The organism is Sulfitobacter sp. G21635-S1 (assembly GCF_027213915.1).
Classification (GTDB): Bacteria; Pseudomonadota; Alphaproteobacteria; order Rhodobacterales; family Rhodobacteraceae; genus Sulfitobacter.
Window position 1 is genome coordinate 93,609 of sequence record NZ_JAPWGV010000001.1, and the last position, 14,104, is coordinate 107,712.

The 14,104-nt window shown below is 63.6% G+C and carries 12 protein-coding genes; 7 read left to right on the forward strand and 5 right to left on the reverse strand.

Going from position 1 to position 14,104, the window contains the following annotated elements:
* The first annotated feature begins 50 nt into the window (after window positions 1-50).
* The 7 genes from O4H53_RS00500 to O4H53_RS00530 are packed head-to-tail and all read left to right on the forward strand — an operon-like array spanning window position 51 to window position 6,521.
* Window positions 51-1,349, forward strand: coding sequence for an ABC transporter substrate-binding protein (locus O4H53_RS00500; protein ID WP_269360506.1), 1,299 nt, complete (start codon window positions 51-53; stop codon window positions 1,347-1,349).
* A 10-nt stretch (window positions 1,350-1,359) separates the two neighbouring features.
* Window positions 1,360-2,088, forward strand: coding sequence for an ABC transporter ATP-binding protein (locus O4H53_RS00505; protein WP_269360507.1), 729 nt, complete (start codon window positions 1,360-1,362; stop codon window positions 2,086-2,088).
* Window positions 2,085-2,819 carry an ABC transporter ATP-binding protein gene (locus O4H53_RS00510; RefSeq protein ID WP_269360508.1) on the forward strand — a complete coding sequence of 245 codons (735 nt, stop codon included), beginning with the start codon at window positions 2,085-2,087 and terminating at the stop codon, window positions 2,817-2,819. The genes O4H53_RS00505 and O4H53_RS00510 overlap by 4 nt, the downstream gene beginning before the upstream one ends.
* Window positions 2,806-3,666, forward strand: coding sequence for a branched-chain amino acid ABC transporter permease (locus tag O4H53_RS00515; protein WP_269360509.1), 861 nt, complete (start codon window positions 2,806-2,808; stop codon window positions 3,664-3,666). Before O4H53_RS00510 ends, O4H53_RS00515 begins: the two co-directional genes overlap by 14 nt.
* Window positions 3,667-3,675: 9 nt before the next feature.
* Window positions 3,676-4,677: a branched-chain amino acid ABC transporter permease gene (locus O4H53_RS00520; protein ID WP_269360511.1), complete on the forward strand. Its 1,002-nt coding sequence runs from the start codon at window positions 3,676-3,678 to the stop codon at window positions 4,675-4,677.
* A 2-nt stretch (window positions 4,678-4,679) separates the two neighbouring features.
* Entirely contained in the window at window positions 4,680-5,705 is a 1,026-nt protein-coding gene (locus O4H53_RS00525) for a zinc-dependent alcohol dehydrogenase (RefSeq protein WP_269360512.1), read from the forward strand.
* A gap of 60 nt (window positions 5,706-5,765) precedes the next feature.
* A complete protein-coding gene (locus O4H53_RS00530) occupies window positions 5,766-6,521 on the forward strand; it encodes an alpha/beta hydrolase (RefSeq protein WP_269360514.1) in 756 nt (251 codons plus the stop codon).
* A gap of 82 nt (window positions 6,522-6,603) precedes the next feature.
* Here the strand turns inward: O4H53_RS00530 and O4H53_RS00535 are convergent, their stop codons facing one another.
* From O4H53_RS00535 to nirB, 5 genes are read right to left on the reverse strand one after another with little or no spacing between them, the layout of a single operon-like run.
* Complete coding sequence (locus O4H53_RS00535) at window positions 6,604-7,704, reverse strand: SAM-dependent methyltransferase (RefSeq protein ID WP_269360515.1); 1,101 nt, start codon at window positions 7,702-7,704, stop codon at window positions 6,604-6,606.
* 10 nt (window positions 7,705-7,714) lie between these two features.
* Window positions 7,715-8,686 (reverse strand): glycosyl transferase family protein, encoded by a 972-nt coding sequence (locus O4H53_RS00540; protein ID WP_269360517.1) that lies wholly within the window; start codon window positions 8,684-8,686, stop codon window positions 7,715-7,717.
* Window positions 8,683-11,325 (reverse strand): nitrate reductase, encoded by a 2,643-nt coding sequence (locus tag O4H53_RS00545; protein ID WP_269360519.1) that lies wholly within the window; start codon window positions 11,323-11,325, stop codon window positions 8,683-8,685. Before O4H53_RS00545 ends, O4H53_RS00540 begins: the two co-directional genes overlap by 4 nt.
* Window positions 11,325-11,660, reverse strand: a complete 336-nt coding sequence (gene nirD, locus O4H53_RS00550; RefSeq protein WP_269360520.1) for a nitrite reductase small subunit NirD — start codon at window positions 11,658-11,660, stop codon at window positions 11,325-11,327. Before nirD ends, O4H53_RS00545 begins: the two co-directional genes overlap by 1 nt.
* Window positions 11,657-14,101 (reverse strand): nitrite reductase large subunit NirB, encoded by a 2,445-nt coding sequence (gene nirB / locus O4H53_RS00555; protein ID WP_269360521.1) that lies wholly within the window; start codon window positions 14,099-14,101, stop codon window positions 11,657-11,659. The genes nirD and nirB overlap by 4 nt, the downstream gene beginning before the upstream one ends.
* Window positions 14,102-14,104 lie beyond the last annotated feature (3 nt).

The following is a 14,104-nucleotide window of genomic DNA, read 5'->3' on the forward strand; positions in this document are numbered from 1 at the left end:
CACCAACCGGGAAGGAGGAGCCCGGCGTGACGTCATCAAGGAGGATTACCATGACACTCGAAATCAATCCAAAGACCTATATGGACCGGCGTTCGCTGCTCAAGGGGCTGGGGGCAGTGACCGCTGCAACCATCGCACTGCCACATGCGGCACGTGCGCAAGATTCCAAGACGATCAAGATCGGCGTCATCAGCCCGTTGACCGGGCCGTTGTCCCTGTTCGGGGAGACCGACGAATATACGGTGACCAAGATCATGGCCCTGGTTGCCGACGGGATCAGCGTCAACGGCGAGACCTACAATATCGAGATCCTTATACGGGATGCACAATCCAACCCCAACCGGGCGGCGGAACTGGCCGGCGATCTGATCCTCAACGATGAGATCGCGCTGATGCTGCCGGCCTCGACCACCGACATCAACAACCCGACGGCCGATCAATGCGAGCTTTATGGCGTGCCCTGCATCTCGTCGAGCTCTCCCTGGCAAGCCTTTGTGATGCCCCGTGGAGGGGCAGACAGCCCTTTCACCTGGACCTACCATTTCTTCTGGGGTCTCGAAGACGTGCTTGGCACCTTTACCGGCATGTGGCGGTCGATCGAAACCAATGGCAAGGTGGGGATGCTGTTCCCGCGCAATGCCGATGGCGAGACCTGGGGCAACGAAGAATACGGTCTGCCCAATGCCGTGCGCGAAGCCGGGTTCGAAGCATTTGCCCCATCCATGTTCGAACCGCGGACCAACGATTTCTCGGCTCAGATTGCCGAGTTCAAGGCGAACAATTGTGATATCGTCGGCGGCATCACCTATGTGGCGGACCTCAAGACCTTCATCACGCAATGCAGCCAGCAAAATTACAAGCCCAAGGTGGTGACCGTGGCCGCGGCGCTGCTTTTCCCGTCCGGCATCGAAGCCATGGGGGATCTGGGCGAAGGCATGTCATCCGAAGTCTGGTGGACCCCGGCATTCCCCTACAAATCGTCTCTTACCGGTCAAACCAGCAGCGAAATCGCGGAGGTCTGGGAAACAGAAACCGGCAAGCAATGGACCCAGCCGCTGGGCTATTCTCACGCCCTGTGGGAGGTCATTCTCGACACGCTCAAGCGCTCCGCCGATCCGCTGGACCGCGACGCCAACCGCGCAGCGCTGGCGGCCACCAATCTGGACACCCTCGTCGGCAACATCAACTTCACCGAAGGGCCGCACCCGAACATCTGCAAGACGCCGATCTTTGGCGGCCAGTGGGTCAAAGGTGAAAAGTGGCCCTTCGATCTGGAGATCGTGGACAATACGCTTTATCCCGACGTGCTGGACCCCGATACTGTGATGAAACCTCTCGACTGGTCCTGAGGGGGATCACATGACTGATCAGATGCTCTTGTCAGCGCGCGGTCTGACCAAGCGTTTCGGCGCCGTCACCGTGGTGGACGACGTGACCTTTGACGTGCCACGCGGGACGGTGCTTGGCATCCTTGGTCCCAATGGTGCAGGCAAGACGACGCTGTTCAATCTGATCAGTGGTGATCTTGCTGCAAATGCGGGGGAGCTGTCTCTGGACGGCTCCCAGCTCTCCGCCGAACCGCCCTACGAACGGTGCAAACGTGGGATTGGCCGCACCTATCAGGTGCCCCAGCCTTTCGGGAACATGACGGCCTTCGAGAACCTTATGGTTCCCGCGATGCTGAGTGCCCGGATGAGCGAGGCGGAGGCAAGCGCACATGCCGCCGAGGTCTTGCGCGATTGCGGGTTGCTTGCGCAGGCCAACAAGCTTGCGGGGGGGCTGACACTGCTGGACCGCAAACGCCTCGAACTGGCGCGCGCGCTTGCGGGCAAGCCAAAGCTCCTGTTGCTGGACGAAATTGCCGGCGGCCTGACGGAGGCGGAGGGTGCTGCGCTTGTGACCCTAGTCCGGCGGGTGCGCGACCGGGGCGTTACCATCATCTGGATTGAACATGTGCTGCACGCACTGATGGCGGTCGCGGATCAGGTTCTGGTGTTGAACTTTGGCAGGAAGATCGCCGAGGGCAGCCCGGATACGGTGATGCAGGATGCCGAGGTGCAGCGCGTTTACATGGGGATCGAAGCATGACCGGCACAGCCATTCTTTCGACGCATGGCCTGGTTGGCGGATACGGCGACTTTCAGGCCCTGTTCGGGATCGACCTGCATCTGCTGCAGGGGGAGGTCATTGCGCTGATCGGCGCAAATGGCGCGGGCAAATCCACATTTCTCAAATCGGTCTTCGGGCTTTTGCCGGTTGGCCGCGACATGGTCCGCTACGAGGGGGTGCCCGTTGGCGGCACGCCGGCGCACAAGATGGTCGGGCGCGGTCTGGCCATGGTGCCGGAAGGTCGCAGACTGTTTGCCGGCATGACCGTCGAAGAGAACATGCGTGTCGCCATCGACCACGCGCGCCTTCCCGAAAGCGAGGGGCAATGGACCCGGGACCGCTTGTTCGAGCTGTTTCCCATCCTGCGCGAGAAACGCAACCAGCCAATCGAGGACCTGTCGGGCGGTCAGCAGCAGATGGTCGCCATTTCGCGCGCGCTGCTCTGCCAACCCAGGGTGCTTTTGTGCGATGAGCTGAGCCTTGGTCTGGCACCCAGGGTAATCCGGGAAATCTATGCGGTCTTGCCGGAAATCATCTCGGGGGGCACATCCATCGTTCTTGTGGAGCAGGACGTGACGCTGGCGCGGGAGGCGTCAAACCGCCTGTATTGCATGCTGGAAGGACGGATCACGCTGACCGGCAATTCTAACGAAATCTCCCGCGATCAAATCGCCGCGGCCTACTTCGGAGCGTCCAATGCAGTGGCTTGATGCAATTGTCCAAGGGGTGCTTCTGGGGGGCATGTACGCCCAATACGCGCTTGGCATGGCGTTGATGTTCGGTGTGATGCGGATCGTGAACATCGCCCATGGCGACGTGATGATCCTGCTGTCGCTCATCGCGGTGTCATTGGCCGGGGTGCTTCCGTTCGGCAACATCGGTCTGGTCCTCGTGATCGTGCCCATTGCCGTGGCCATCGGCTGGATCTTGCAAAAGGTTATCCTGAACCGGGTGGTCGGGGCCGATCCGCTGCCGTCACTAATCGCGACCTTCGGCCTGTCGATCGCGCTGCAGAACCTGATGCTGGAAATCTGGTCGGCCGATACGCGCAGTTTGCCGAATTCCGATATCGCCAGCGCAAGTTTCCAGATTGGTCCGATTTACCTGGGTCTGCTGCCGGTGATCGTTCTGGTCTGTGCATTTGTCATTGCCGGCGGTCTGGACGCCGTGCTGCGTTACACAAGGTTCGGGCGCGGCCTGCGGGCGGCGGCCGCCGATACCGAAGCGGCGGCAATGACCGGCGTCGATCCCAAACGTATCTATGCGACGGCAACGGCGATTGCCGTGGGCATCCTGGGCCTTGCGGCGATCTTTGCAGCGCTCCGGGCGACGGTGTCCCCGTCTGACGGGCCTGCGCAGCTGATCTATGCCTTCGAGGCGGTCATCATCGGGGGCATGGGCTCAATCTGGGGCGCGTTCCTTGGGGCAATGGTGCTGGGGATCGCGCAGGCCGTTGGTTTGCGGGTCGATCCAGGGCTTGGAATTCTCTTCGGCCATCTTGTGTTCCTTCTGGTGCTCGCAACGCGCCCCGAAGGCATCATGGCGCGTAAGAAGTAGGGGCGGAAAATGAACACGATCAAACAGATGCGCGTCCAGCGCGCGACCACCTCCAGCCGGATTGCCATGACCATCGGCCTCTTCCTGCTTCTGGCGCTGGTGGCCATGCCCTGGTGGGCGACATCGGGCAACATCCGCTGGGCGATCGAGCTGTGCTGCTATATCGCCATCGCCCAGATGTGGAACCTTCTTGCCGGATACGCCGGGCTTGTCTCGGTCGGGCAACAGGCCTTTATCGGTGTGGCGGGCTACATGCTGTTTGTTCTGGCACAGAACTTTGGCATCAACCCGTTTGTCGCGGTGATCCTGTCCCTGATCGCACCGGCGGTTCTGGCGGTGCCGACCTATTTCCTGCTCAGGCGTCTGGACGGTCCCTATTTCGCCATCGGCACCTGGGTTGTCGCAGAGGCCGTGCGATTGGCGACCTCAAACATCGACTATGTGAATGCGGGGGCCGGCATGACCCTGCGCGTCATGACGCAATACAGCCAGCACGAACGCGAGGTCGCCTTTGTGATCTTATGTGCAATCCTGCTGATCGTGACCATCGGGGGCAGCTACTGGCTGCTCAGGTCGCGACACGGTCTGGCGCTGACCGCGATGCGGGACAATCCCGTTGCCGCTGCCAGCCAGGGCGTCAATGTCGGCAAGCTGCGGCTCTATATATTTGTCGCCGCAGCCGTGGGAACGGGGTTCGCGGGGGCGATCTATTACATGGCGCAGTTGCGGATCACCCCCTCTGCCGGTTTCGATCCGTTCTGGGCCTCGATGGCGATCTTCATCGTGATGGTCGGCGGCATCGGTTCCATCGAAGGGGCCCTCATCGGCGCGCTGATCTATTTCTTCGCGGACCGGTTGTTCGGTGAGTTCGGCTCTGCCTACCTGATCGTGCTCGGCATCCTCACCCTCATCATCGCGCTCTATGCCCGGGGTGGCGTCTGGGGGCTGCTGCAGAAACTCGGGGATCATCCCTGGTTCCCGGTGCGTCGCAAACTGATCCTGGAGGAGTGATCATGAAAGCCGCTATCTTCGACGCCCTGGGCAAACCGCTCCGGATCGGCGACGTGAAACTGCCCGAGGCCGGGCGGGGACAGGTGCTGCTCAAAGTGTGCCGCTGTGGCATCTGCGGCTCCGACCTGCACATGACCGAAGACCCGACATTCGGGCTGGAAGGCGGCGAGGTGATCGGCCACGAGTTCTCCGGGGAAGTGATCGACGTGGGCTCTGGCGTCACGGGCCTCAAACCCGGCGATCACGTTTCGGCTGCTCCCCTGCGGGGCTGCGGCACCTGTGCGTCCTGCAAACGGGGCGAGCCTGCGTGGTGCGCGAACTTCGATCTGATCGGCGGCGGGTTTGCCGAATTTGCGGCGCTCGACGCGGTGCAATGCCGAAAGCTCCCCTGGGGCATTTCCGCCATCGACGGCGCGCTCGCAGAACCGCTGAGCGTGGCGCTTCACGGCATCCGGCGTGCGCGTATGCAACCGGGTGCCCGGGTGCTTATCGTCGGCGCCGGTGCCATCGGGCTTGCCGTCGCCTTCTGGGCGCGACGCATGGGGGCGGCGCATGTCGTGGTCGCTGACCTTCACGACCATCAACGCGACCGCGCCATGGAACTGGGCGCCACGGATTTCATCCTGTCCGGCAAAGACATGGCCCGACGCCTGGCCGAAAGCTGCGGCGGGAGCGCGCCGGAGATCGTCTTTGAATGCGTTGGCAAACCGGGGCTGATTGATCATTGTGTCGATCTTGTTGCGCCGCGCGGCAAGGTGCTTGTCCTCGGGCTTTGCACCGCGCCCGATCACATGAACAGCTTTCGCGCAATCTCCAAGGAGGTCGACATCGTAATGTCGGTGTTCTTCTCGATGCCCGAATTCGAAATGGCCATCCGCGCCCTGGACGGCGGCACCCATACGCCGCACCATCTGATTTCCGACCATGTGAGTCTGCTGTCAATGCCAGAGGCTTTTGAGGCATTGAGAAGCCGCACAACCCAATGCAAGGTACTTGTCGATCCAAGTGGCTTTGTAGCGCAAAACTGAACAAGGCTGGGCAATGCCCCTTGCACCGGAGGATCGGCAGATCATGGAGGAGAAAATGACATGGTAGATGTTCTTGAAGGAGCCGAAGCATTCGAGTTCGAGGGAAACGACATCGGCGTGCTTGTAATTCATGGCTTTACCGGCAGCACCCAAAGCATGCGTTACCTTGGCGAGCAATTGCACAAGAAATTCGGCTTTACCGTCGTGGGTCCGCGTCTGCCCGGTCATGGCACATCGGTTGCCGATATGGCGACGACCGGTGCCACCGATTGGGTCGGAGAGGCAGAGCGGGCGCTGAAGGCGCTTGCCGCGCGCAAGTCAAAGGTCTTTGTGACGGGTCTTTCCATGGGTGGCACGATTACCCTCAACCTGGCCTGGCGGCACAAGGAGATTGTCCAGGGCATCGCGCCGATTGCCGGCGCGGTCGGCATCCTCAACGACCCGATGTCAGGTGCCATGTTCCTTGACCCGATGCCGGAGCTGTTGCCGGGCGTGGGATCGGACATCAAGGCGCCGGATGTGAAAGAGTTGGCCTATACCGAAGTACCGACCGTCTGCCTTGGGGAACTTACCAAGTTGATCATGGCGACCGGCACCATGCTGCGGGAAATCACCTGTCCGACGCTGGTGATCCAGGGCCGCGAAGATCATGTGGTTCCGGCTGCGAATGCGAATTTGATCGTCAACGGCGTATCGTCGGATGAGGTGCGTCTGCTTTGGCTGAATGAATCATATCACGTCGCCACGCTCGACAACGACAAGGATTTGATCGTGGATTCCGTGGGGGCCTTCTTTGAATATCTGGCCGGTAAATAGCAGGGTTTTGCGGTGCCGTCTCGCAACCGCTGGAGGCCCGGGCGCTGCGCCGGAAAGGCGCTTTTGTCATTCTGACTTCAGGTCAAACGCCAATGTTCTGCCCGGCAGCGATTGCCGAGCGAAAGGCAGGTTGCGGGTCTCTTCCCCCGCTCAGCTGCTGACCTGAGGCGGCGGCAAGGGCGCTTGCCGCCGTGACACCGGGAACAATCTCGACGCGGATATTGGCGGCGGTAGCGGCGTCCAATGTTTCTTTGGCACGACCGGAAATGCCCGCGTCGCCGGATTCCAGACGGACGACGCGGCGGCCCTTGGCGGCTTCGGCCAGGACCAATCTGCTGATGCGTTCCCCTGGCCAGATATGCGTGCCAGGGACATTTCCCACAAAGACACGCTCTGCATCCCGGCGGGCGAGTTCCAGCACATCAGGATCGACACGCCCGTCGTAAAAGATCACATCGGCCTCTTGCAGACGCTCGACAGCGCGCAGGGTCAGCAGATCGCGCGCACCGGGGCCAGCGCCCACAATTGCAATCTGACCCTGACGGTCAGGCACGTCTTTTGTTGCAATTGTGCGCTTCAGCAGATCGGCGGCGGCGCGTTCCTGTCCGGTCTTGTGTAACTGCCAGGGGGCATCGGCGAACGCCCACCGCCAGAACGCCCGACGGTCCGGTTTTGGGATATGTGCCGCAACCGCGCCGCGCAGCCGCCCGGCAAGGGCTGCAAAGCTGCCAAGCCGGGGGTCCAGCATCTGCTCGACCTCTGTCTTGATCCGACGGGCAAGCACCGGGGCGGTTCCTTCGGTGCCGATGGCCACGACCACCGGATCGCGGTCCACCAGTGACGGCGTGGTCATGTCGCAAAGCGAGGGCTGGTCCACCACATTGACCTGCGCCCCCGCCGCTTTTGCGAGCGCATGCAGCGCCGCATCGAGGCCGGGGCAACCGCTCGCGATAAAGACAAGCGCCGCATCGGCAAAATGTTCCGGTGTGAAGGGCCCGGCATCCTGTGTCGCACGCCCCGTCGCCACCAGATCCGCCAGTTCAACGTCAAGGACCGGTGCCAGCAGCACCAGCTTCGCATCGGTCTTGAGCATCAGGCGCGCTTTTTGCGCTGCCTGCTCCCCACCGCCCGCAATCACAACGCGGCGGTTGGTGGTGCGGATGAACATGGGAAAGCTGTGCATGATGGTCCCTTCAGGCGGCTTTGGCGTCGTGGCGGCGCAGCCACAGGTCGCGTGCCAGCCGGGCCGGGTCGGCAACGCCGCAGGCCTCCAGCGCAAGGGCTGCAGTGCTGATGATGATGGCCATGGCGAACGGGTCCTGAATGCGGCCCTGCCAGACATCGGCCAATGTACTGTCGGTTTCGGACAGGCGCTGGTGGCCGCTCAACACCGTGCCGGTCTGCCCTTCCCAGATGGCGCCGTCCTGCAGTCCGTGCAGGGTGATGTCCTTGGTCGGGTGATGTTCGAACTCGCCGCCACCGCCCTTGAGCACGCGCAGGCCGGGCTGGTTCAGCAGCAGTGCCGCATCGCGCTGCAGTTCGCGGTAGGAGGGATGAAAGACCCCCTGCAAGGCGATCGGCGCAGCGGCCGGGTTCAACATGCGCAGCACCGTGTTGATGCAGGACCGCAGGCCCAGAACGTCACGCAGGCGCAACAGGTCCAGCAGGGCAGGGCAAAGCGCTTCCAGCGGGACATAGGCAATACCGGTTTGCGCCAGTGTTCCGGGGGCGTCGGCCCATGGTACTTGCGGGATACCAACATCGGCGAGCGCGGCACGTACGCTTGCCCCCGTCGCCTGATGTGAATTCCAGCCGTGCATCAGCACCGGATAGCCCGCCTGGGCCACCAGTTTCGCCGCGGCCAGAAACCACGGCTGCCCACGGGTGCGCCCGGCGGCATAAGACGGCCAGTCAATAGCGGGGGCGGGCCCTGTCCAGAGCGCAAGTGCGGCCCGCGCCCCGTCGGTCAGCCCGGCAATTTCTTCGGCGACCTCGCCCTTCATCCGCATCAGCATCAGCATCGCGCCGATGGCTTCGGGGGCGGCATTCCCCGACAGGATCACCGACATTGCCGCCCGCGCCTCGGGCATCGTCAGCGACCGCGCGCGGCCCTGTCCGCGACCAAGGATGGCAACATAGGGTGCCAGTGCGGTGGGTTCGGTCATTCTGCGGCCTCCACCTGTCTGGCACCGGCCAGCAGAGCGGCGATTTCCGGGCGGCAGGAGCCGCAGGTCATCCCCGCGCCGGTACATTCGCCCACCTGCGCGACGGTTGTTGCCTGTCCGCTGGCGATGGCGGCACCGATGGTGTTCAACCCGACACCCAGACAGGCACAGACAACGGGGCCGGGGTCCGGCATATCGGCACCGGGGCGCCCCGACAGCGGGGTTCCTGCGACTTGTCCCAGCTGCGCGGCCAGAAAGTCGCGCGACAGTGTCACTGGCTTGGGCGAAACGAACAATGCGGCCAGCAGGCGGTTGTCGGGGTCCAGAAAGGCCAGGCGCGCGGTGCCGGTCGCGGGGTCCGCGACGGATTGACAGCGGGCATGGGGCAGGTCGAACAGGCGGCGCGCCTCGGCCTCCCAGTCCTGCGTTGCGATGTCGCCCGCCAGTTCCGCCCGCCAGCCGCCGGTCACGCGGCTGCGCGCCCAATAGCTGCAGTCGGGGGTCAGGGTGCCGGTGCTGACGGCAAAGCCGAACCAGGCGGCATCATGGGGGGCAAGCGCCACCACGGCGGCCTTGCTTTCGGGCTGGCCCGACAACGGGTCCACGACGCCGGGGACCAATGCGTCGATGCGCCCGGTGGGGGCGGTTTCGCCGGTCCAGTGCATCGGGGCAAAGACCTGCCCACGCTGCACCCGGTCTGTAATGAGCGCCCGCAAGATGCAGCGGCCTGTCGGGCTGGTGGCTGCGACCAGTGAAGCAGGCGCGATGCCAAGCGCCCGAGCGTCCAGCGGATGAATTTCCAGGAAGGGCTCGCCCAGGTGCTGGTTCAGGCGCGGAGCTTTGGCAGTGCGGGTCATCGTGTGCCACTGGTCGCGGATGCGGCCGGTGTTCAGCACGAAAGGGTATCGCGGGCCGGTACGGGCCATGGGCGCACGGGCGGTCACGGGAATCATCCGGGCCCGGCCCTGCGGGGTAAAGAACCGGCCATCGGCAAAGAACCGTTCGGTGCTGCCCTGCTTGGTCACGGGCCAGCGGGTGGGTGCCAGATCGGCATAGCCGTCGGCCCCCAGCCCGGTCAGCCCGGATATGTCAAAATCGCGCCCCGCCGTGGCGGCGGCCAGACCCGACAGTCTGGCATGTTCGTCAAAGATCTGGGCCGGGGTGGCATAGTCAAACGCCTCGGGCCAGCCCATGCGACGGCCCACGTCGCAGATGATGGCCCAATCGGGCCGGGCCGCGCCGGGGGCGGGCAGCACAGCGCGCTGGCGGCTGATCGTGCGGTCGGAATTGGTGACGGTGCCGTCTTTCTCCCCCCAACCGGTTGCCGGCAGCAGCACATGGGCCAGCCGCGCCGTATCGGTCCGGGCTGTCACATCGCTGACCACGACGAAATCGCAGCCCGCAATCGCCTCGCGCACCGCATCGGCATCCGGCATGGAGACGGCGGGGTTGGTACACATGATCCACAGCGCCTTGATCCGGCCGGCCCGTACCTGCCTGAAGAGGTCAACCGCCTTCAGCCCTGCGCCCTCGGCCATGGCAGGGGCTTTCCAGAACTCGCCAACCAGCGCGCGGTGACCCGCGTCTTCGAGGTCAAGGTGACAGGCCAGCGCATTGGACAGGCCACCGACCTCGCGACCACCCATGGCATTGGGCTGGCCAGTGACGGAGAACGGCCCCATCCCCGGTTTACCAATGCGGCCCGTGGCCAGGTGGCAGTTGATGATCGCATTGACCTTGTCAGTGCCGGAGGAGGATTGGTTCACGCCCTGGCTGAACACGGTCACGACCTTCTCGGTGCGCAGCCACATCGCGCAGAAGGCGGCCAGTTGCTCTGCGGGCAGGCCGGTCACCTCCGCGCGCTGTGCCTGTGCCGCCTGCAAGGTCTCCTCAAAGCCGTCGACATGGTTCAGATAGGTCGGGTCCAGCGCGCCGCCCTCATGGATCGCGGCCAGCAGACGGTTGAACAGGGCAACGTCACTGCCCGGCGCAAGGGCCAGATGCATATCCGCCAGATCGCAGGTGGCGGTGCGGCGCGGGTCGACCACCACGACCTTCATCGCGGGGCGCGCGGCCTTGGCCGCCGCAAGGCGCTGGTAAAGGACCGGATGGCACCAGGCCAGGTTGCTGCCCACAAGCACCACCAGATCGGCCAGTTCAAGGTCCTCGTATGTGCCGGGGACCGTATCTGTGCCAAAGGCGCGTTTTTGCCCCGCAACGGTCGAGGCCATGCAGAGGCGGGAATTGGTGTCGATATTGGCCGAGCCGATGAAGCCTTTCATCAGCTTGTTGGCGACATAATAATCCTCGGTCAACAATTGTCCCGAGACATAGAAGGCGACCGAATCCGGGCCATGCTCCGCGATGCTGCGCGAAAACCGGTCCGCGACCAGTGTAAGGGCGCTGTCCCAATCGGTATCTGCGCCAAAGGCGCGCGGTGACAGCAGCCGGTCGTCCAGCGACAGGGTATCCCCCAGCGCCGTGCCTTTGGAACACAGCCGTCCGAAGTTGGCCGGATGCTCCGGATCGCCGCGCACCGACAGGCCGCCCTTGCCATCGGGCCGCACCAGAACGCCACATCCGACGCCGCAATAGGCGCAGGTGGTGCGCAGCTCTTCGCGATGCGCCGATCCGTCCATCAGGCCACCCGCTCGCGGCGCAGTTGCGTGGTATCCAGCAGGATGCGCCCACCGTCGATCCGCGTGGCATAGGTATTGACCGCACCGCTGTCGGCGCCCTGCGCCAGCCCGGTGTCCAGCCGCAGCACCATGTTGTGCAGCGGACAGGTGACGGATCTGCCATGCACGATACCTTCGCTCAGCGGTCCGCCCTTGTGCGGGCAGGCGTCGTCGATGGCAAAGACTTCGTTCTCGGCGGTGCGAAAGATGGCAATGCAGCCGATGTGGGTCTTGATGATGCGCGCACCCCGTTCGGGGATGTCTTCCAGAGCGCCGATATCTGTCCAGTCGGTCATTCCGCAGCCTCCAGGGTAAGATCGGCCAGCGGCGCATAGAGCGCGCGATAGGCCGGTTTGGTACGCTCCGCCCAGGGGTCCTGCTGCATGAACTTTTGCGCGTAGTAAAAACGGTCGGCCAGTGCACGACGGCTGTCGGCATCGGTCACGACCCGTTCGACGATGTGGTCAAGGCCCACGTTGTCCATCCACTTGTACATCCGTTCCAGATAGGCGGCCTCTTCGCGGTAGAGCTGGACCACCGCGGCGGTGTATTCCAGAACCTCGTCCTCGGTCCTGACGGTGCACATCACCTCGGTGCCCTGAATGTGCAGCCCCGCAGCGCCGCCGATGTGCAGCACATAGCCGCTGTCGACGCAGATCACGCCCACGTCCTTGCAGGTGCTTTCGGCGCAGTTGCGCGGGCAGCCCGACACCGCCATCTTGACCTTGGCCGGTGTCCACGACCCCCAAAGCGCCTTTTCCATGCGGATGCCAAGCCCGGTGCTGTCCTGTGTGCCAAAGCGGCAATGATCGCTGCCGACGCAGGTTTTCACCGTGCGTAAGCCCTTGGCATAGGCCTGACCGCTGACCATGCCTGCGGCATTCAGGTCGGCCCAGATGTCGGGCAGGTCCTGTTTCTTGACGCCCAGCAGGTCGATGCGCTGGCCGCCTGTCACCTTGACGGTCTGCACCGCGTATTTATCCGCCGCATCCGCAATCGCGCGCAGCTCGTCCGGGGTGGTGATGCCTCCCCACATGCGCGGCACGACGGAATAGGTGCCGTCCTTTTGGATGTTCGAATGCATCCGCTCGTTCACGAAACGGCTTTGATCGTCGTCCTGATATTCGCCGGGCCAGTCGCACAGCAGGTAATAATTCAGCGCCGGACGGCAGGAGGCGCAGCCGCAGGAGGTGGTCCAGCCGCATTCCTGCATGACGGCGGCCATGGACTTCAGCGCGCGCGACTTGATCAGGCGACGCACGTCCATATGGGTCAGCGGCGTGCAGGGGCACATCGGCTTGACGGTCTGCGCCTCGAACCCGTCCCCAAGTGTCAGTGCCATGACCTGTTCGACCAGCCCGGTGCATGTCCCGCAGGAGGCGCTGGCCTTGGTCTGGGCGCGCACATCGGACAGGGTGGTGGCCCCGCCGTTGATCGCGTCGACTATGGTGGATTTGCAAATGCCGTTGCAGCCGCAGATTTCTGCGTCACCCGGTAAGGCTGCAACGGCTGCCAAAGGGTCCGAGGGGGCACCCCCCTGAAACGCCGGTCCGAATATCAAGGTGTCGCGCATGTCGGACACGTCGCTGTGGTCCTTGATCAGCCCGTGAAACCAGGCGCCGTCACCGGTGTCGCCATACATGACCGCACCGATCAGCCGGGACCCTTCCAGCACCAACCGTTTGTAGACGCCGCGGGCGGGATCGCGGAAAACGATGTCTTCGCGGCCCTCGCCTTCGGCAAAATCGCCCGCGCTGAACAGGTCGCAGCCGGTGACTTTCAGCTTGGTTGCCACCTCCTTCGGAGTGAAGGCCGCTGGCCTGCCGCCCAGGGTTTCGGCCGCGACCTTGGCCTGATCGTAAAGCGGGGCAACAAGGCCAAAGACCGCGCCCTGATGTTCCACACATTCGCCCAGGGCAAGGATATTGGCGTCGGAGGTGACCATGGCATCGTCCACATGGATGCCGCGCCCGACCGCAAGTCCGGCTTCCTGCGCAAGCGCCACGTTCGGACGGATGCCCACCGCCATGACCAGCAGGTCACAGGGAATTTCGGTGCCATCGTCCAGCCGCAACCCGCTGACGCGCCCGTCGGTGCCAAGGATTTCCTGCGAGTTGGCCGAGGTCAGGACATTGATGCCTTTCTCCTCCAGCGACTTTTTCAGCAGATAGCCTGCGGCCTCGTCCAGCTGGCGTTCCATCAGGTGACCCATGACGTGAATAACCGTCACATCGACGCCCTGCGCCTTCATGCCTGCGGCGGCTTCCAGCCCCAGCAGGCCGCCGCCGATGACGATGGCTCGCGCGCCGGGTCTGGCACCCAGGGCCATCATCGTTTCGGTGTCGTCCAGATCGCGGTAGGGGATCACGCCCTCCAGATCATGGCCGGGCAGTGGGATCATGAAGGGGTTCGATCCGGTGGCGATGACGACGCGGTCATAGGGCACAGCGCCGTTTTCACCGACAACGACCTGCGCCTCCCGGTCGATCCGCAGCACCTTTTCGCCAAAACGGCAGGTCACACCATGGCTTTCGTACCAATCGGCATCATGGGTGACGATCTCCGCATAGGTCTTGTCCCCCGCCAGCACGGGCGAGAGCATCAACCGGTTGTAGTTGCCGCGCGGTTCGGCATTGAACAGGGTGACGTTCCACACGCCGGGCTGGGTTTCGAACAGATGCTCCAGCATCCGCCCCGAGGCCATTCCGGCACCGATAACAATCAGATTTCTGGTCATGAC